General features: G+C 57.1%; 13 protein-coding genes. 5 read left to right on the forward strand and 8 right to left on the reverse strand.

Annotated features, from left to right (window positions below; genetic code table 11):
- The first annotated feature begins 265 nt into the window (after nucleotides 1-265).
- Nucleotides 266-2,026 (forward strand): tannase/feruloyl esterase family alpha/beta hydrolase, encoded by a 1,761-nt coding sequence (locus tag KHQ26_RS21190; RefSeq protein WP_029496972.1) that lies wholly within the window; start codon nucleotides 266-268, stop codon nucleotides 2,024-2,026.
- A 33-nt stretch (nucleotides 2,027-2,059) separates the two neighbouring features.
- Nucleotides 2,060-2,428, forward strand: a complete 369-nt coding sequence (locus tag KHQ26_RS21195) for a helix-turn-helix transcriptional regulator (protein WP_002885023.1) — start codon at nucleotides 2,060-2,062, stop codon at nucleotides 2,426-2,428.
- 263 nt (nucleotides 2,429-2,691) lie between these two features.
- Here the strand turns inward: KHQ26_RS21195 and KHQ26_RS21200 are convergent, their stop codons facing one another.
- Nucleotides 2,692-4,950 carry a TonB-dependent siderophore receptor gene (locus KHQ26_RS21200; RefSeq protein ID WP_004186492.1) on the reverse strand — a complete coding sequence of 753 codons (2,259 nt, stop codon included), beginning with the start codon at nucleotides 4,948-4,950 and terminating at the stop codon, nucleotides 2,692-2,694.
- A gap of 584 nt (nucleotides 4,951-5,534) precedes the next feature.
- On the opposite strand from KHQ26_RS21200, the gene KHQ26_RS21205 reads away from it, so the two are divergent.
- A complete protein-coding gene (locus KHQ26_RS21205; protein ID WP_002885017.1) occupies nucleotides 5,535-7,115 on the forward strand; it encodes a lytic transglycosylase F in 1,581 nt (526 codons plus the stop codon).
- Between the two features lie 124 nt (nucleotides 7,116-7,239).
- Here KHQ26_RS21205 and ssb1 read toward each other — a convergent pair whose 3' ends face one another.
- Nucleotides 7,240-7,764 carry a single-stranded DNA-binding protein SSB1 gene (gene ssb1 / locus KHQ26_RS21210; protein ID WP_004151744.1) on the reverse strand — a complete coding sequence of 175 codons (525 nt, stop codon included), beginning with the start codon at nucleotides 7,762-7,764 and terminating at the stop codon, nucleotides 7,240-7,242.
- A 251-nt stretch (nucleotides 7,765-8,015) separates the two neighbouring features.
- Between ssb1 and uvrA the strand changes: the two genes are divergently transcribed.
- Nucleotides 8,016-10,841, forward strand: coding sequence for an excinuclease ABC subunit UvrA (uvrA, locus tag KHQ26_RS21215; RefSeq protein ID WP_004146620.1), 2,826 nt, complete (start codon nucleotides 8,016-8,018; stop codon nucleotides 10,839-10,841).
- On the opposite strand, the gene KHQ26_RS21220 is transcribed toward uvrA, so the two are convergent.
- From KHQ26_RS21220 to dnaB, 6 genes are all read right to left on the reverse strand, one after another.
- The gene (locus KHQ26_RS21220) at nucleotides 10,842-11,198 is read right to left on the reverse strand and encodes an MmcQ/YjbR family DNA-binding protein (RefSeq protein WP_002884953.1); all 357 of its coding nucleotides are present in this window, start codon (nucleotides 11,196-11,198) and stop codon (nucleotides 10,842-10,844) included.
- 3 nt (nucleotides 11,199-11,201) lie between these two features.
- Nucleotides 11,202-11,618 carry a secondary thiamine-phosphate synthase enzyme YjbQ gene (locus tag KHQ26_RS21225; protein ID WP_002884951.1) on the reverse strand — a complete coding sequence of 139 codons (417 nt, stop codon included), beginning with the start codon at nucleotides 11,616-11,618 and terminating at the stop codon, nucleotides 11,202-11,204.
- A gap of 130 nt (nucleotides 11,619-11,748) precedes the next feature.
- Nucleotides 11,749-12,462, reverse strand: a complete 714-nt coding sequence (gene aphA / locus KHQ26_RS21230; RefSeq protein WP_020804806.1) for an acid phosphatase AphA — start codon at nucleotides 12,460-12,462, stop codon at nucleotides 11,749-11,751.
- 190 nt (nucleotides 12,463-12,652) lie between these two features.
- Nucleotides 12,653-13,846, reverse strand: coding sequence for an aromatic amino acid transaminase (gene tyrB, locus KHQ26_RS21235; RefSeq protein ID WP_032436576.1), 1,194 nt, complete (start codon nucleotides 13,844-13,846; stop codon nucleotides 12,653-12,655).
- Nucleotides 13,847-14,022: 176 nt separating this feature from the next.
- The gene (gene alr, locus KHQ26_RS21240; RefSeq protein WP_002884943.1) at nucleotides 14,023-15,102 is read right to left on the reverse strand and encodes an alanine racemase; all 1,080 of its coding nucleotides are present in this window, start codon (nucleotides 15,100-15,102) and stop codon (nucleotides 14,023-14,025) included.
- A gap of 31 nt (nucleotides 15,103-15,133) precedes the next feature.
- Nucleotides 15,134-16,549 (reverse strand): replicative DNA helicase, encoded by a 1,416-nt coding sequence (gene dnaB, locus KHQ26_RS21245; RefSeq protein WP_002884942.1) that lies wholly within the window; start codon nucleotides 16,547-16,549, stop codon nucleotides 15,134-15,136.
- Nucleotides 16,550-16,718: 169 nt separating this feature from the next.
- Here dnaB and KHQ26_RS21250 point away from each other — a divergent pair, with 169 nt between their 5' ends.
- A complete protein-coding gene (locus tag KHQ26_RS21250) occupies nucleotides 16,719-17,702 on the forward strand; it encodes a quinone oxidoreductase (RefSeq protein WP_004186480.1) in 984 nt (327 codons plus the stop codon).
- Nucleotides 17,703-17,862: the final 160 nt, after the last annotated feature.

The following is a 17,862-nucleotide window of genomic DNA, read 5'->3' on the forward strand; positions in this document are numbered from 1 at the left end:
AACCCAGCAGATTTAATGAAGAGAAATTGAATAAATTATGCAACTGATATCACAACATTCTACCCCGAATTCACCGCCAGACGCCGTTGGCAAACATCTCCATATTTTCCTCAAAATAGCAGAATACAGTAGGGTCGCCTTATCAAGGCATCAAGGAAAGTCTATCGTTATCTACAATAGCCAAGCAGTGGCGCCTCGCCAGGGAAGGTGAGGCATAGGTTTCGCCATCCTGCCGCCTCCCATCATCAGCCACAGGGAACTGCGTATGACACGCTTACTTAAGACAATCTTGCCCATCATCCTCTGCGCCCTCTTCGGGTTATCGTTCGCTTCACCCACGCAGGCTGTCGCCAGTCTGCCGATTGTTCTTCCCGCGCTGACATGCGATGCGCTAAGCACTACCGACTTCAGCGCAGCCGTTGGCGCAAAAGTCACTATCAATCACACTGAAATGCAGACCTCCGCGCAGGGAAGCTGGTGCAAGGTGAGCGCCACTATCGCCCCTGAGATTGGCGTGCAGATTGCCCTGCCGACTCAACGCTGGAGTCAACGTTTTTTGCAGGTCGGCTGTGGCGGACTGTGCGGGAGTATTAACCTGAGTCTGTCGAATGCCAGCGGCTGCCTGCCGGCAATGAACGGCGAGTTTGTGGTGGCAGCAACCGATATGGGGCACCATGGCAGTATGATGGATGCGTCATGGGCCGAAGATCCGCAAAAGCGCATCGATTTTGCCTGGCGCGCCAACCACCTGACCGCCGTGCTGGCCAAAGCGGTGATGCAGACGCTTTACCGCCAGCCGCCAAAGTATGCCTACTTTATGGGCTGCTCAGACGGCGGTCGCGAAGCATTGATGGAAGCGCAGCGCTTTCCGCAGGATTTTGACGGTATCAGCGCTGGCGCGCCAGCGGCCTTTTTCCAGTTTCAGAACTCCTTCTTCCACGGCTGGAATGTGGCCGCCAATCAGCGCCCGGACGGTACCGCTATCCTGCTGAAAAATCGCCTTCCTCTGATTCACCAGGCCGTGCTGGCTCACTGCCCGACGCTTTCCGGCGTGCAGGATGCTATCCTGCAAAATCCGTATGCCTGTCAGTTCTCTGAGTCATGGCTCCCCCGCTGTCCTGCCGATGCTCGGGATCGTTCTACCTGCCTGACGCAGGAAGAGATCGAGGTGGTGAAAAAGCTCTACCGCGGCGCTTACGACAGCCACGGCGCCCAGTTCGTCGCGGGCGGTCTGCCGCTGGGTTCCGAGCTACGCTGGCCGGTGCCCGAGACGCCGACCGGCCACTCAATGTCGGAAATGATGGTACTACCGGCTCTGCAATCCGTGCTCCTGCCAGGAGAAAAACAGAAGATCCAATCGATGCGGGATTTCCCGCTTAACCAGCAGAATTTTGACGCCGTCGCCCAACTGGCGCCGCTCTATAACGCGGCAAATACCAATCTTCATGCCTATCAACAGCGCGGCGGCAAGCTTATCCTCTGGCACGGTCTGGCCGATGACTCCGTCAGTCCGGCCTTTTCTATCGCCTATTATCGCGGCGTAGAAGCAGAGATGGGCCATGCCGCAACGGATACCTTCCTGCGGTTATTCCTGCTGCCTGGGGTAGCCCATTGCGGTAATGGCGAAGGTTACGATCAAATTGATCTCCTTACCCCGCTGATGCGCTGGACCGAGGAAGGCATAGCGCCGCAGGAGATCATGGCCGGCAAACGGGCAACAGCCGCTGCCGACCTGCCGCCGATGACAGAAAAACCAGATGCGCAAACGCAGTTTCACGGCGTGCAGAAAGTCAGTCAGCCTTACGCTGACGCTGCTCCAGCTGTTATCGCGACTCGTCCGGTGTATCCCTTCCCGGCTATTGCCCGTTATAACGGGCGCGGCGACGTGAATGACGGCGAAAATTATCATGCAGAGCAAACTACCGCCTTTGGTCATCTGCAGCTGGCAAAACCCGCCAGCGACTATATTGGCCCTGATAATCAAAAAAATTATCAGGTTCGCCACGGCACACTCACTGTTCAATAAACCCCAGGGCTCCTCACTGAGGAGCCCTGCGTTATGGGATTGGCCGCAATTATGCGTAGCAAAACGCTCCAGCAATCGGTCTTAAGCGACCTGCTCTTGTGGATCGATAATAATCTGGATAAGAAACTGACCGTCGACGATCTGAGCGATATCTCTGGTTATTCCCCCTGGCATTTGTTTCGGCTCTTTCGTCATTATTTTGATCGTTCGCCAATGGAATATATCCGCCAGCAGCGCATGTCGCTGTGTTGCCGTTTATTACTGACAACGCCTGGTTACCGAATCGTCGATATTTGTATGATGGTCGGTTATGACGATCTCAGTGCGTTTAATCGTACCTTCAAAAAATATCATGCGCTCACGCCCACTCAGTATCGCTATCAGATCACGCGGCAAAAATAAGGAGGTCCCCCTCCTCCGCATCGCTGCGGTTGGGAATGGAAGGGGGACAGGGGATATTACAGAAGGGAAATAGCAGGATGCTATTATCGAACCCGGTCGGGATCAACGACCTTGCGCGACGGAAATCAGTATAAAAGGATATGTTGAGCTAATAATGTAGAGGGCGTGAAGATTTTGTCACGATTTATAACCGCCTCCTCCGCTCTCATCTGAAATAAAAAAACCGGGTCGCGCTGCACCCGGTTTACTCCTCATCAGGATCATCAGAAATGAGTATTAACGCTCATAAAGAAGGTCCGCCCCGACTCGTTATAGGTCTCGGCACCCGCGCCATACAGATAAGCTCCCGTCGTCGCGTTGCCGGTCGTTTGCGCATTCCCTGCCCGGTAGTGGCGAATATCAAACAGGTTATCTATCCCGCTGGTGAAGCTCAGATTTTTGTTCACTTCCCAGGTCGCACTGAGGCCGACAATGCTGTATGGGCTGACTTCGTTTAGTTCGCTGCCGCTGACCGCCTCGCCCTTATAATTAAAGCGTTTTGGTTTCTGTCGACCATACCAGGTAAAGGTGCTCTGCAGGGAGAGATCTTCACGAACCTGCCAGCTCAAAGTCGAGTTCAGGGTAAACTGCGGGATCACTGACAGCCGGTCGCCGGTCGTCTTATTCTTGCTCTGCAGCATCCAGGTCAGGTTATTGCTCCAGTTAACCGCCTCCCCCACCGGCAGATTCAGCGTTCCTTCCAGGCCTTCCACTAACGCCTTTGGTACGTTTTCCCACTGATAGATATTGGTGGTGCCGTTGCTGGCGGTACCCACCGCCGCATACCCTGACTCAATCTTATTGTGATAGTCGTTACGGAACCAGGTGATCCCCGCCTGATAGCCATCATGCTTGTACTCAAGACCAATCTCTTTATTAACGCTGGTCTCCGCTTTCAGATCGCTATTCCCCATCAGATAGCAGGCGGAACTACTGGCGTAACAGCCTTGACCGTTGCTGTAGAGAATATAGTTCGGGTTCAACTGGTAGAGGTTAGGCGCCTTGTAAGCACGGGCAATGCCCAGCTTCAGCGTCCAGTCGTCCGTCAGCTCCTGAGACAGGTTCAGTGAGGGGCTCCAGTTATTGCCGACGATGCTGTGATGATCGAAGCGCAGAGCGGGTGTCAGCATGGTGCTGTCCGTTAGCGCCATATTATCTTCGGTAAACAGCGAGAAGATCTCGGCGCTGGAGTACGGGCTACGACCGGTAGCCGATACGCCATCGATAGTGCCGTAAGAGAGCGCCTGGGTTGTCGATACGCCATCTTTCATCCGCTGCTGATTCCATTCTGTCCCCAGCGTCAGATTCTGATCGACCCCCAGCGTAAACGGAATATTCACTTCACTATGTAGCAGGACATCGGCCAGATCGATATCTGAAAACTCGCTACTGGAGAAGATCCCTTCCGTACCGCCCGCCAGCCCTTCATCCATTCGCGAGTTACGGGTGTGTTCGTACTGGGCATAGCTGTTGCTGGTCACGCCATTATCCCAGCCGCCGGTCCATGTTACGCCGTAAGTTTGCCGGTAGAGACGGTTGGTCTCTTTCCCGTACATACTCTTCACCAGCGTACTGGTATTGGTGTTTTGTGTGTCGCCAGCATAGAGATTACCCTGGCGGCTGTAACCGGCCTCAAACTCCAGGGCCTGCATCGGGGCAAACTCCCAGCGCAGCTTACTGTGAATATCTTTGTTCACCACCCCTTCACGTCCGGCGGGATAAGAACCGGCGTAGGAACCGGTACGTTCCGCTTCATGCCCGGCGTTAATATCCTGTGCATCGGCCTGGGTTTTACTCAGATTACCCCAGAGATTGAAGCTGACACTGTCCGACAGCGGACCATTGAGGCTAAAGTTAGTACGTTTCGTCGCCCCTTCTTTACGGTGCTGCGGAGCATTCATATAGGTATTCCACGACCCGTGCCATTCTCGCGTGGTCGGTTTGGTCACGATGTTGACGACCCCGCCCATCGCGCCATTACCATAGCGCGCCGCCGCCGGGCCGCGGATCACATCGATATGATCGATCATCTCCGCTGGCACCCAACTGGTATCGCCGCGGGAGTCACGATCGCCGCGCCAGCCATACCGCACCGAGTTACGGCTGGTCACCGGTTTACCATCGACCAGCACCAGCGTATTCTCGGGCCCCATGCCACGGATATCAATTTGCCGGTTGTTGCCGCGCTGCCCGCTGGTGGAGTTGCCGGTCAGGTTTACCCCGGGCTGCGTACGAATTAACTCCGACACATCGCGGGCGGGGGGATGTTTGCGGATCTCTTCTGCGGTGATGGTCGACACGCCCGGCGCCTGCAGGTTCTGCCTGGCGGCGGTTATGACCATCGTCTCCTCGTGATTTTCGGCAGTGGCGGCGCTCTCGTCAGGCGTCGATTGTTCGGTCATGTTCTCTGCCGCCTGCAGCGGCACGCTACAGGCGAGCAGAGGAATGACGATCCCCAGCGGGAAGTGAGACGTGTATTTCATAGAATATGCCCTGTTTTCTGTTGCTGTCGGGCATAACGCCTTCCCCAATTGAAAAAACAATGGGATAAAATACTTGCCTCAGCGCGTCGCCAGATTTTGGCGCAGGTCAGCGCCTTCCCGGCATTAATGGGAATAAAAAAAGCATGAGGCATAATAAAATTAAGTGCCCTGTTTCATCATTAGAGAAAAAGCGCTGCGCGCTATTCTTTGATAGCGTAATCCAGACAGCGTGTCATTAGAGTAATGTGCCGTGTTACGGTAATAAAAATGAGATTCATTATCAAGATGATAATAATCAATATCGGAGAAAAATAAAATAAACACCAACAATCAAAAGGTTACAACAAAACAGATGGGGAGAAATAAAATAAAAACATCATCATTATTTTCTATTTATCATTAAAAACACACATTTTCGCCATATTATCTCCATAGTTAAATTAAAGATAAAAACACATTAATAGTAAGCGATAAAATGGGAGAAAACTATTTGTCGGCATTGTTATGTTTTTACGCCCTTGTCGTGCCCGGCTAACGGCGGCCGTTCTGCTAAAATAATCACATCCCCTGCGGAGTATTCCTCCATGAACGCCTACTCGCTATCACGTCTGTTTATCGCCTGGCTCACCTGCCTCGCGACACTGTTATTCGCTCCTCTGCTGCCGGCAGTAGAGGCGGAAAAAGCGCCGCCGGCAGCAGCCGAAGACAACACGCTATCGATTCATATCGACGATATGCTACGGCCATGGAGAGGCGATTTGCCTGGCATGATCGACCGTCGTACCATTCGGGTATTAACCACCTACAGCAAGACCTTCTTTTTTATTGATAAAGGCACCCAGCGCGGGGCGACGCACGACATTTTTATCGCGCTGGAAAACGAGCTGAATAAACAGCTAGCGAAGGATAAAAAGCTCAAACAGCGCCACCTGAAGCTGCATATCGTTTTTGTGCCGGTCAGTCGGGACAATCTCTTTATCGCGCTTAATGAAGGTAAAGGCGATATTGCGGCTGCCAATCTGACTATCACGCCCTCGCGGGAAGCACAGGTCGATTTCGCCCAGCCGCTCTACAGCAACGTGAAAGAATTACTGATCTCCGGCCCGGCTTCACCGAAGGTCGACAGCCTGGAGCAACTCTCTGGTCAAACCGTCTTTGTTCGCCGCTCCTCCAGCTATTACGACAGCCTGCAAGCGCTGAACGCCCGATTTGCCGGTGAGTCGCGCCCACCGGTGATACTGGAGGCGGCGCCGGAAGCGCTGGAGGATGAAGATCTGCTGGAAATGCTCAACGCCGGGCTGATTCCGCTGATCGTCGTCGATCAGCATAAAGCGTTGTTCTGGAAACAGGTGTTTCCAAAAATTCAGGTCCATGACAATGTGGTGCTGCGCGACGGCGGCGACATTGCCTGGGCGGTACGCAAAGACAGCCCGCAGCTGCTGACGGTACTGAACAACTTCGTCAAAAAGAATCGTCAGGGCACCACGCTGGGCAATACTCTCCTGCTGCGTTACCTGAAAAATGCTAAATATGTCAAAAATGCCGCGGCGAGTAAGGAACGACGCAAATTCCTCGCGATGGTAGATGTCTTCCGCAAGTACGGCGATCGTTACGACGTCGACTGGCTGCTGATGGCGGCCCAGGGATACCAGGAGTCGCGGCTGAATCAGTCGGTACGGAGCCACGTCGGCGCCATCGGCGTTATGCAGGTGATGCCCAGCACTGGAAAAGAGCTGAAGGTGGGCGATATTAAACAGCTGGATCCCAATATCCATGCCGGCGTGAAATACATGCGCTGGATGATGGATCGGTACTATGCCGATGAGCCCATGACCCGGCTCGATAAAGCGCTGTTTACCTTTGCCTCCTATAACGCGGGTCCGGCGCGTATCGCCCGCCTGCGCACCATGACTAAACAGCGAGGATTTGACCCGAACGTCTGGTTCGGTAACGTCGAAAATATGGCGGCAGAAAAAATTGGCGCCGAGACGGTAACCTACGTCAGCAATATCTATAAGTATTACATCGCCTATCGGCTGATCGTCGATGACATGGCCCGCAAACAGAAAGCGACGGCCGTACCGCGGCAGGAGCCGGTGGCGCAGCCAGCCAAACCGCAGCCCAGCGTGGCGACAGCCGCCACCGCTCAGGTGCCCGTCATCTGAATCGCTCGTTACCGTAGGTCAAATTCCATCCTGAAATGACGGTGCAGGAATAACAAAGAAAAAGCCCCGGCGAAACCGGGGCTTTCTGTTTTCGACTGCGCAGACAGTGCGCCTAAGGCAAGCCTTAGAACGGGATGTCGTCGTCGAAGTCCATCGGCGGTTCGTTGGAAGGCGCTGCCGGGGCCTGCTGCTGCGGACGGGACTGCGCGCCGCCGCTGAACTGGTTGCCGCCCTGCGGCTGCTGCGGCTGACCCCAACCGCCCTGCTGCTGGCCGCCGCCTGCCGGTGCGCCGCCGCCCTGACGGCCGCCCAGCATCTGCATGGTGCCGCCCACGTTCACCACCACTTCGGTGGTGTATTTGTCCTGACCGGATTGATCGGTCCACTTGCGGGTACGCAGCTGGCCTTCAATGTACACCTGAGAGCCTTTACGCAGATACTCACCAGCGACTTCCGCCAGTTTGCCGAACAGCACAACGCGGTGCCACTCGGTCTGCTCTTTCATTTCGCCGGTCTGCTTGTCACGCCAGGATTCGGAAGTTGCCAGCGTGAAGTTGGCGACAGCGCCGCCACTTGGCATGTAGCGTACTTCCGGGTCCTGCCCCAGATTACCGACGAGAATCACCTTGTTTACGCCTCTGCTGGCCATGTTCGTGTCTCCTGAATACGTTTCTTAATAGTGTAAACGCGCGAGTGTACCATTTCCACGTAGCATTTTAATAGCTGCGAGGCTGATTCCAGAGATAGTACCCGGCTACGGCATTGTTGCACACTCGACCCGAATTTGCATTCCGATACTGTATATTCATTCAGGTTAAATTGTGTCATAATTAGCCGTTTCTGCCGTTTGTCCTTCAAGCAAACCAGGCAATCCGTGTATCTACCTACCGGGAAAGGTGAATGGATAAGATCGAAGTTCGGGGCGCCCGCACCCATAATCTCAAAAACATCAACCTCGTTATCCCGCGCGACAAACTCATTGTCGTCACCGGGCTTTCCGGGTCTGGCAAATCTTCACTCGCTTTCGACACCCTGTATGCCGAAGGCCAGCGTCGCTACGTCGAATCGCTCTCCGCCTATGCGCGACAGTTCCTGTCGCTGATGGAGAAGCCGGACGTCGACCATATCGAAGGGCTGTCGCCGGCGATTTCCATCGAACAGAAATCAACCTCTCACAACCCCCGCTCGACGGTGGGTACTATTACCGAAATTCACGACTATCTGCGTCTGCTGTACGCCCGCGTCGGCGAACCGCGCTGTCCGGATCACGACGTGCCGCTGGCGGCGCAAACCGTCAGTCAGATGGTCGATAATGTCCTCGCCCAGCCGGAAGGCCTGCGCCTGATGCTGCTGGCGCCCATTATTAAAGAGCGCAAAGGCGAGCACACTAAAACCCTGGAAAACCTCGCCAGTCAGGGCTACATCCGCGCGCGGATCGACGGCGAGGTCTGCGATCTGTCGGATCCGCCGAAGCTGGAGCTGCAGAAGAAGCACACCATTGAGGTAGTCATCGACCGCTTCAAGGTGCGCGACGATCTGGCGCAGCGCCTGGCCGAGTCGTTCGAAACCGCGCTGGAGCTCTCCGGCGGGACCGCCATTGTGGCTAATATGGATGATGAGAAAGCGGAAGAACTGCTGTTTTCCGCCAACTTCGCCTGCCCGATCTGCGGCTACAGCATGCGCGAGCTGGAGCCGCGTCTGTTCTCCTTTAACAACCCGGCGGGCGCCTGCCCGACCTGCGACGGCCTCGGCGTGCAGCAATATTTCGATCCCGATCGCGTGGTGCAAAATCCCGAGCTGTCGCTGGCGGGCGGCGCCATCCGCGGCTGGGATCGGCGTAACTTCTACTACTTCCAGATGCTGAAGTCGCTGGCGGAGCACTATAAATTCGACGTCGAAGCGCCATGGGGCACCCTCAGCGCCAACGTGCAGAAAGTGGTGCTGTACGGTTCAGGTAAAGAAAGTATTGAATTCAAATACATGAATGACCGCGGGGATACCTCGGTGCGCCGCCATCCGTTCGAAGGCGTGCTGCATAACATGGAGCGCCGTTACAAAGAGACGGAATCCAGCGCGGTGCGCGAAGAGCTGGCGAAGTTCATCAGCAACCGTCCGTGCGCCAGCTGCGACGGCACGCGTCTGCGTCGCGAGGCGCGCCACGTGTTTGTGGAAAACACCCCGCTGCCGACCATCTCCGATATGAGCATCGGCCATGCGATGGATTTCTTCAACAATCTGAAGCTCTCCGGCCAGCGGGCGAAAATCGCCGAAAAAGTGCTGAAAGAGATTGGCGATCGTCTGAAATTCCTCGTCAACGTCGGCCTCAACTACCTGACGCTCTCCCGCTCGGCGGAAACGCTCTCCGGCGGCGAAGCCCAGCGTATCCGTCTGGCAAGCCAGATTGGCGCCGGGCTGGTTGGCGTGATGTACGTGCTGGATGAACCCTCTATCGGCCTGCACCAGCGCGATAACGAACGCCTGCTCGGCACCCTGATCCACCTGCGTAATTTAGGCAACACGGTGATCGTCGTTGAGCACGACGAAGACGCCATTCGCGCCGCCGACCATGTGATCGATATCGGTCCCGGCGCTGGCGTTCACGGCGGCCAGGTAGTAGCGGAAGGGCCGCTGGAGGCCATTATGGCGGTCCCGGAATCCCTGACCGGCCAGTTCATGAGCGGTAAACGCAAAATTGAAGTGCCGAAGCAGCGCGTGCCCGCCAACCCGGAGAAAGTCCTCAAACTGACCGGCGCGCGCGGCAACAACCTGAAGGATGTAACGCTCACCCTGCCAGTGGGCCTGTTTACCTGCATCACCGGCGTCTCCGGCTCGGGTAAATCCACGCTGATCAACGATACCCTGTTCCCGATTGCCCAGCGCCAGCTCAACGGCGCGACCATCGCTGAACCAGCGCCGTATCGCGATATCCAGGGGCTGGAACATTTCGATAAAGTGATCGATATCGACCAGAGCCCGATCGGCCGGACGCCGCGCTCCAACCCGGCAACCTATACCGGGGTGTTTACCCCGGTGCGCGAGCTGTTCGCCGGCGTACCGGAGTCTCGCTCACGCGGCTATACGCCGGGGCGCTTTAGCTTTAACGTTCGCGGTGGGCGCTGCGAAGCCTGCCAGGGTGACGGCGTCATTAAGGTTGAGATGCACTTCCTGCCGGATATCTACGTGCCGTGCGACCAGTGCAAAGGCAAACGCTATAACCGCGAAACGCTGGAGATTAAGTACAAGGGTAAGACCATCCACGAAGTGCTGGATATGACCATTGAAGAGGCGCGTGAATTCTTTGATGCCGTACCGGCGCTGGCGCGTAAGCTGCAAACCCTGATGGACGTCGGCCTGACCTATATCCGCCTTGGCCAGTCGGCGACGACCCTGTCCGGCGGCGAGGCGCAGCGCGTGAAGCTGGCGCGCGAGTTGTCCAAGCGCGGTACCGGCCAGACGCTGTATATCCTCGATGAGCCGACCACCGGTCTGCACTTCGCCGATATCCAGCAGTTGCTGGAAGTGCTGCACCAGCTGCGCGATCAGGGCAATACCATCGTGGTGATTGAGCACAACCTCGATGTGATTAAAACTGCCGACTGGATTGTCGATCTCGGCCCGGAAGGCGGCAGCGGCGGCGGCGAAATCCTGGTCTCCGGTACGCCGGAAACCGTCGCCGAGTGCGAAGCCTCGCACACCGCGCGCTTCCTCAAGCCCATGCTGAAATAATTAGCGGGTAAGCTGCTGCCGGACCGGCTCCGGCAGCATTTTCACCGCCTGCTGATAAGACGCATCGACCAGATAGTAGATTTGCGAATCCGGCAGCGAGCCATCCAGATAGACGGTGCTCCAGTGCGCTTTATTGAGATGCTGGCTGGGCCGGACATCGCGATGCTGCTGACGCAGCAGCTCAGCCAGCTCCGGACTCGCCTTCAGCGCGACCGCCGGCCGCTGGTCCTCAACCTCCTTCACCATGGCAAACAGCACGTCTGAGACCTTAATCTGCGTGGCTTTCCAGTCGCTGTGGACGCTCTGCTCTGCTCCCGGTTTCGCCATGCAGTACTGTAATAACTCCGAAATTGTCATCTTTTATTCCCCCATGAGCGTCGCAACGATGCGCCGCGAACCGCCGTGTATCCGATGCTCCCCCAGCCAGATGCCCTGCCAGGTTCCCAACCTGACGCGCCCGTCCTCGACCGGCAGCATTAGCGACACGCCAAGCATCGATGATTTGATGTGCGACGGCATATCGTCAGGGCCTTCATAGTCATGTTCATACGGCGCATTGTCCGGTACGGCGTTGAGAAAATACTGCTCCATGTCATAGCGGACGGTGGGATCGCAGTTTTCGTTGAGCGTCAGGGAAGCGGAAGTATGCTGGAGCAGGAGGTGCAGCAGGCCAACCTTCACCCCGGACAGCCCGCGGATCTGGCCAAGGATTTCGTCGGTGACCAGATGAAAACCGCGGGATTTTGGCCCAAGCGTCAGGGTTTGCTGATACCACATCATTGACTCCTTTTGCGAATGAATCCTTCTAAGTGTGCAGCAATACGTGAAAAGGTAAAACCTTCCACCCCTGATTTTGCATAAAAAAACGGCAGCGCCGTCGCTGCCGTTTATCGCGTTCAGGCGGTCATCAGTATTCGGAATTGACGATTACTTCCTCGCCCAGCGCGCCAGCCATCGGCAACGGCTTATAGGAGGAGTTGGCGGCCCGCAGCACGCGGATGCCACGGGCGCCCGCTTCGCGGGCGGCGGTGATATCATTATCCGAATCGCCGTAGAAAACCTTTATCTGCTTCGCCTGCAGCCACTGGGTCTTGGTGTTTTGGCCAGGCTTATCGCCAGCGAAAATCACCGGATTCATATTGGCGGCCGGGATGAGAAAATCATCCTGCAGGGTTTTAGAAACGGTTTCGGTTTTGGTCTGGCTGCGGCCGGTGACGAACCAGATGCTGTCCCCGCGCTTCACATGCATCGCAATCAGCTGGCGCGCCACCTCTTTCGGCATGCTGAATTCATCCCAGCCATTGTTCATTTTTTCCCAGAACTGTGGGTTTTTCAGGTAATCCTCGCTGCCGGGAGAGAAGGTTTTTTGCCCGCGCCAGAAACCCGGACTGGAGAAGAGGACGGTGTCATCGATATCAAAGCCGACGGCCATCGGCGGCCGCCCCAGCAGGCTGTTCTCAATTTGCGCCACCGAAACCCAGTGGATCGGCGCCTGCTCGGCCAGCTGGGCCACGTTGGTGCCGACCCACAGCGGCTGCGGCGTGGAGGCGCGCGCCACAACGGCGCTGTTCAGCGTGAACAGGAGAGAAGTCGCCGCAAGGGCGAGAGTAAGTTTGCGCATATTTATCCCTAAATCTATCAATCATTATTGTTTTCAATAATGTGCATGCTTATCAACGTCCCGACCTTACCCGCCGGCGGCATGGATGAAAAGCCTTTTTCGCGCAGATGTCATAGAAAAAGAGGATGATCACATCCGAGGGGGTTGCCCCTGCCCGTTGACCGGCAGAGACAACCTGCTGGAGAGCGGCTTACATTACCGCGGCAAAAGCTTTCGCTACCTGCTGAACATTACGTGAGTTTAACCCCGCCACGCACATGCGTCCGCTGGCAATCAGGTAGACGCCAAACTCATCGCGCAGACGATCCACCTGCGCCGCGCTGAATCCGGTATAGCTGAACATCCCGCGCTGCTTGAGCAGGTAATCCACTTTGCTGCCCGGGGCAACCTGCTGCAGCGCGTCGACCAGCGCCTGGCGCATGGTCAGGATGTGCGCGCGCATGGCGTCCACTTCCGCCTGCCAGGTGGCTTTCAGAGCTGCATCGTTCAGCACCGTCGCCACCACCTGCGCGCCAAAGCTCGGCGGGCTGGAGTAGTTGCGGCGCACGGTGGCCTTCAGCTGCCCCAGCACGCGGCCCGCGGTTTCGCTGTCTTCACAGACCACGGACAGACCGCCGACGCGCTCCCCGTACAGCGAGAAAATTTTGGAGAACGAGTTGCTGACCAGCATCGGCATCCCGGCGCTGGCGATGGCGCGAATAGCGTAGGCATCCTCTTCCAGCCCCCCGCCAAAGCCCTGGTAGGCGATGTCGAGGAAGGGGATCAGCTGACGCGCTTTTAATACCTCAACCACGCGGTCCCACTGGGCTGGCGTAAGGTCGGCGCCGGTCGGGTTGTGGCAGCAAGGGTGCAGCAGCACAATATCGCGCGCCGGCAGCGTTTGCAGCGTCGCCAGCAGGTCCTCAAAGCGCACGCCGTTGGTGGCTTTATCAAACCAGGTGTAAGTACTTACTTCGAAGCCAGCCCCTTCAAAAATGGCGATGTGGTTTTCCCAGGTCGGATCGCTGACCCAGACATGAGACTCAGGAAAGTAACGTTTGAGGAAGTCGGCCCCGACCTTCAGTGCGCCCGAACCGCCGACCGTCTGAATAGAGGCAATGCGATTTTGCTTAAGCGCGGTATGCTCTGCGCCAAACAGCAGCGGCGCAATCGCCTGACGGTAGCCGCTCAACCCTTCCATTGGCAGATACAGCGAGGCGCCATGTGGCTCGGCGTTCAGGCGTGCTTCCGCTTCCGCCACCGCCTGCAGCTGCGGGATAATGCCGTCATCGTTGTAGTACAGCCCGATACTCAGGTTGACTTTGTCGCTTCGCGGGTCTTCTTTGAAGCGTTCCATCAGAGAAAGAATAGGGTCGCCGGCGTAGGCGTCAACTTTTTGAAACACGCGATGTATCTCCAGGTTTACATGGGGCAGGTTCTTACACAATAAACCGGATATGACGGCAGGTCGAGAGGATGTTGAGGGGAAAGTGACCGCGCAGCGGTATAAACCGCTTTTTTGAGCGCCGCAGGCCTGGTGCGTACCGGATCAGCCTCTGTGCTATCCGGTACGCCAGAGGCTTAGTCGAGGTATTTCATGGCGACGCGGGAGGTCAGTCGCGTAATAAGTTCGTAAGCACTCACTTTCGTTATCTCGGCGATGCGCTCTACCGGGAGCCCCTCTCCCCACAGCACTACCGCGTCGCCGGCTTTATCCTGGGCCTGCGGTCCGAGGTCAACGCAGATCATATCCATCGCCACCCGGCCGACAATCGGCACTTCCCGGCCATTGACCAGCACCGGCGTGCCCGACGGTGCCGCGCGCGGATAACCGTCGCCATAGCCCATTGCCACCACGCCGAGACGGGTATCGCGTTCGCTGATCCAGGTGCCGCCGTAGCCGACGGGCTCCCCTGCTTTATGCTCGCGCACCGCAATCAGGCTGGACGTCAGGGTCATCACCGGCTGGCAGCCGAAATCTTTCCCGGTGGAGCGATCGTCCAGCGGCGACACGCCATACAGGATAATTCCGGGGCGCACCCAGTCGTAATGCGATTGCGGCCACAGCAGAATGCCGCCCGAGGCGGCGATAGAGCGCAAGCCCGGCTTGCCTTCGGTAAAGGTGGTGAAGATGTCCAGCTGGCGTTCGGTGGCGCCGCAGGTCGGCTCATCGGCGCGCGCGAAGTGGCTCACCACGTTCACCGGCTGGCGGACGTTTTTACACTGGCTCAGACGCTGATAAAACGCCTCGGCTTCCTCCGGGCGCACCCCTAAGCGATGCATGCCGGTATCCAGCTTCATCCACACGGTCACCGGCTCGGGGAGATCGGCTTGCTCCAGCGCCGCCAGCTGTTCGGGGCTATGCACCGCCGTATGCAGGCGCTGGGCGGCGATCACCGCCAGGTCTTCCGCAGCAAAAAAGCCTTCCAGCAGGAGGATCGGCTGGGCGATGCCCCCCGCTCGCAGGCGCAGCGCCTCTTCCAGGCGGGCGACGCCAAAGGCGTCGGCGTCGGTCAGCGTTCGCGCGGTCTCGAGAAGACCGTGTCCGTAGGCGTTCGCTTTCACTACCGCAACCAGTTTGCTGGCGGGCGCCAGTTCACGCAGACGTTGCAGGTTGTGTCGCAGAGCGCGGCGGTTGATAACTACAGTTGCCGCTTGCATTTGAATTCCTTAATAAAAGAAGGCGGAAGGATTACTCATCATCATACTGAGGACCGGCATAATTATCGAAACGCGACCACTGGCCGTTAAAGGTCAGTCGCACGGTGCCGATCGGGCCGTTACGTTGTTTACCAATGATAATTTCCGCGATGCCTTTAAGATCGCTGTTCTCGTGATAGACCTCATCACGGTAAATGAACATGATTAAGTCGGCATCCTGTTCGATAGAGCCGGACTCACGCAGGTCGGAGTTGACCGGACGCTTATCGGCGCGCTGCTCCAGCGAGCGGTTAAGCTGCGACAGCGCCACCACCGGCACCTGCAGCTCTTTCGCCAGCGCCTTCAGCGAGCGGGAGATTTCGGCAATCTCAAGGGTACGGTTGTCGGAGAGCGACGGCACGCGCATCAGCTGCAGGTAGTCGATCATAATCAGTCCGATGCCGCCGTGCTCGCGGGCGATACGCCGCGCGCGGGAGCGCACCTCCGTCGGCGTCAGGCCGGAGGAGTCATCGATATAGATATTGCGCTTTTCCAGCAGGATGCCCATGGTGCCGGAGATCCGCGCCCAGTCTTCGTCGTCCAGTTGACCGGTACGAATGCGGGTCTGATCGACGCGCGACAGCGAGGCCAGAGAACGCATCATGATCTGTTCCGAGGGCATCTCGAGACTGAAGATTAATACCGGTTTGTCCTGCAGCATCGCCGCGTTTTCCACGAGGTTCATCGCGAAGGTCGTTTTACCCATCGATGGACGGGCGGCGACGATAATCAGATCCGACGGCTGCAGGCCGGCGGTCTTTTTGTTGAGGTCGTCGTAGCCGGTATTGACCCCGGTGACGCCGTCATGGGGCTGCTGGAACAGCTGTTCGATACGGGCGACAGTGGCATCGAGGACATCGGCGATGTTCTTCGGCCCTTCGTCTTTGTTGGCCCGGCTTTCGGCGATTTTGAAAACCCGGGATTCGGCGAGGTCGAGCAGATCTTCGCTGGTTCGCCCCTGTGGGTCGAAGCCGGCTTCGGCGATCTCGTTGGCCACCGAAATCATTTCGCGCACCACCGCGCGTTCGCGCACGATGTCGGCATAGGCGCTGATGTTAGCCGCGCTGGGCGTGTTTTTGGACAGTTCGGCCAGATAGGCGAAGCCGCCCACGCTGTCCAGCTGCCCCTGACGCTCCAGCGACTCGGCGAGCGTAATCAGGTCAATCGGGCTGCCGGACTCCTGCAGGCGCGCCATCTCGGTAAAAATATGACGGTGCGGACGGGTATAAAAGTCGTCGGCAACGACGCGTTCGGCGACGTCGTCCCAGCGCTCGTTATCCAGCATTAAACCGCCCAACACCGACTGCTCCGCTTCAATCGAGTGCGGCGGGACTTTCAGCCCGGCGAGCTGCGGATCGCGTTCGCGGGTTTCTGTCTGTGGTTTGTTGAAGGGTTTATTTCCTGCCATAGCCTAACATTTCACCGATCCGGAAAAGAGCGTGACAGTATAGCGAGAAAGCCATTGCCGCTAAAGAACCCATTAAGCGTGGCAGGCCTGAGGCGGGTAAGAAAATCCGTCGCCGCCGGCGCAGGCTGTTAAGCTTACTGAATAATCTCGGAACAACACAGGAGCGAACATGGCAACACGCATCGAATTTTCGAAACACGGGGGACCGGAGGTGCTTCAGGCGGTTGAGTTCACGCCACGCGATCCCGCAGAACATGAGATTCAGGTCGAAAACAAAGCCATCGGCATCAACTATATCGACACCTATGTTCGCAGCGGCCTCTATCCGCCGCCGTCGCTGCCGAGCGGCCTGGGCACCGAGGCGGCCGGCATCGTCAGTAAAGTTGGCCATGGGGTCACGCATATTAAGGTAGGCGATCGGGTGGTGTACGCCCAGTCGGCGCTCGGCGCCTACAGCACGGTACACAATGTGCTGGCCGACAAAGCGGCGGTCCTGCCGGACGCTATCTCTTTCGAACAGGCCGCCGCGTCGTTCCTCAAAGGATTAACGGTCTGGTATCTACTGCGCAAAACCTATGAAATTAAGCCTGATGAGATGTTCCTGTTTCACGCGGCCGCTGGCGGCGTGGGGCTGATAGCCTGTCAGTGGGCGAAAGCGCTGGGGGCGAAACTTATCGGTACCGTCGGCAGCTCGCAGAAAGCGCAGCGCGCCAAAGAGGCGGGCGCCTGGCAGGTGATTAACTATCGCGAGGAGTCTATCGTGGAGCGGCTCAAGGCGCTCACCGACGGTAAGAAAGTGGCCGTCGTCTACGACTCGGTGGGGAAAGATACCTGGGAGGCCTCTCTGGACTGCCTGCAGCGCCGCGGCCTGATGGTCAGCTTTGGTAACTCCTCCGGTCCGGTGACCGGCGTTAATCTGGGGATCCTGAATCAAAAAGGCTCCCTGTACGTCACTCGCCCATCGCTGCAGGGCTATATCACCAACCGGGAAGAACTGGAGGAAGCCTGCAGTGAATTGTTTTCGCTGATCGCCAGCGGGGTGATTAAAGTGGACGTGGCTGAAAGTCAGATCTATCCGCTGAGCGAAGCGCGGCGGGCGCATGAAGTTCTGGAGAGCCGGGTGACGCAGGGTTCGAGTTTGCTGCTGCCATAAGTTGGCAGAAGGGGCAAAAGTTTAGGGCTTCCACCTGGGAAGCCCTTACTTTTTTTTAGTTCGGCTGTATGTAGGGTACAGCGCGATGAATTCGTTAACGCGCTAATAGTGACAGATTTGCGCAGCAATGCCTACGCGGTTGTCTGCAAAATTGTTCAGG

The sequence above is a fragment of the Klebsiella sp. 10 genome (assembly GCF_018223925.1).
GTDB classification, from domain to species: Bacteria; Pseudomonadota; Gammaproteobacteria; order Enterobacterales; family Enterobacteriaceae; genus Klebsiella; species Klebsiella pneumoniae.

What these genes read in the sequence shown, in the direction of transcription:
- KHQ26_RS21190 (WP_029496972.1), top strand. Translation starts at nt 266, where the DNA reads ATGACACGCTTACTTAAGACAATCTTGCCCATCATCCTCTGCGCCCTC.
- KHQ26_RS21250 (WP_004186480.1), top strand. Translation starts at nt 16,719, where the DNA reads ATGGCAACACGCATCGAATTTTCGAAACACGGGGGACCGGAGGTGCTT.
- ssb1 (WP_004151744.1), bottom strand. Translation starts at nt 7,764, where the DNA reads ATGGCCAGCAGAGGCGTAAACAAGGTGATTCTCGTCGGTAATCTGGGG.
- KHQ26_RS21200 (WP_004186492.1), bottom strand. Translation starts at nt 4,950, where the DNA reads ATGAAATACACGTCTCACTTCCCGCTGGGGATCGTCATTCCTCTGCTC.
- KHQ26_RS21225 (WP_002884951.1), bottom strand. Translation starts at nt 11,618, where the DNA reads ATGTGGTATCAGCAAACCCTGACGCTTGGGCCAAAATCCCGCGGTTTT.
- KHQ26_RS21205 (WP_002885017.1), top strand. Translation starts at nt 5,535, where the DNA reads ATGAACGCCTACTCGCTATCACGTCTGTTTATCGCCTGGCTCACCTGC.
- KHQ26_RS21220 (WP_002884953.1), bottom strand. Translation starts at nt 11,198, where the DNA reads ATGACAATTTCGGAGTTATTACAGTACTGCATGGCGAAACCGGGAGCA.
- KHQ26_RS21195 (WP_002885023.1), top strand. Translation starts at nt 2,060, where the DNA reads ATGGGATTGGCCGCAATTATGCGTAGCAAAACGCTCCAGCAATCGGTC.
- uvrA (WP_004146620.1), top strand. Translation starts at nt 8,016, where the DNA reads ATGGATAAGATCGAAGTTCGGGGCGCCCGCACCCATAATCTCAAAAAC.
- alr (WP_002884943.1), bottom strand. Translation starts at nt 15,102, where the DNA reads ATGCAAGCGGCAACTGTAGTTATCAACCGCCGCGCTCTGCGACACAAC.
- dnaB (WP_002884942.1), bottom strand. Translation starts at nt 16,549, where the DNA reads ATGGCAGGAAATAAACCCTTCAACAAACCACAGACAGAAACCCGCGAA.
- aphA (WP_020804806.1), bottom strand. Translation starts at nt 12,462, where the DNA reads ATGCGCAAACTTACTCTCGCCCTTGCGGCGACTTCTCTCCTGTTCACG.